The 254-nt window shown below is 46.5% G+C and carries 1 rRNA gene; it reads left to right on the forward strand.

Features of this window, described 5'->3' with window-relative positions:
* The first annotated feature begins 134 nt into the window (after nt 1-134).
* Nucleotides 135-250, forward strand: a 5S ribosomal RNA gene (gene rrf / locus MMG82_RS21530).
* Nucleotides 251-254: the final 4 nt, after the last annotated feature.

Genomic DNA, 254 nt, shown 5'->3' on the forward strand with positions numbered 1-254 from the left:
GCTTAACCATACAACCCAGATGGGTTTTGCTAAGTAGCACTTAGACGAATATGAACACTTAAGAAGTGATACTCAATACAGCTTTCCGAATTCATTTACTGCCCACATAAAATGGGGAGTAGATACCAAATTTGCTTGGTGACAATAGCATTGTGGTCCCACCTGATCCCATCCCGAACTCAGAAGTGAAACGCAATCGCGCCGATGGTAGTGTGGGGTCTCCCCATGTGAGAGTAGGTCATCGCCAAGCGCCT

Source organism: Shewanella sp. MM_2022_3 (assembly GCF_022557375.1).
In the GTDB taxonomy this organism is placed as follows: Bacteria; Pseudomonadota; Gammaproteobacteria; order Enterobacterales; family Shewanellaceae; genus Shewanella; species Shewanella xiamenensis.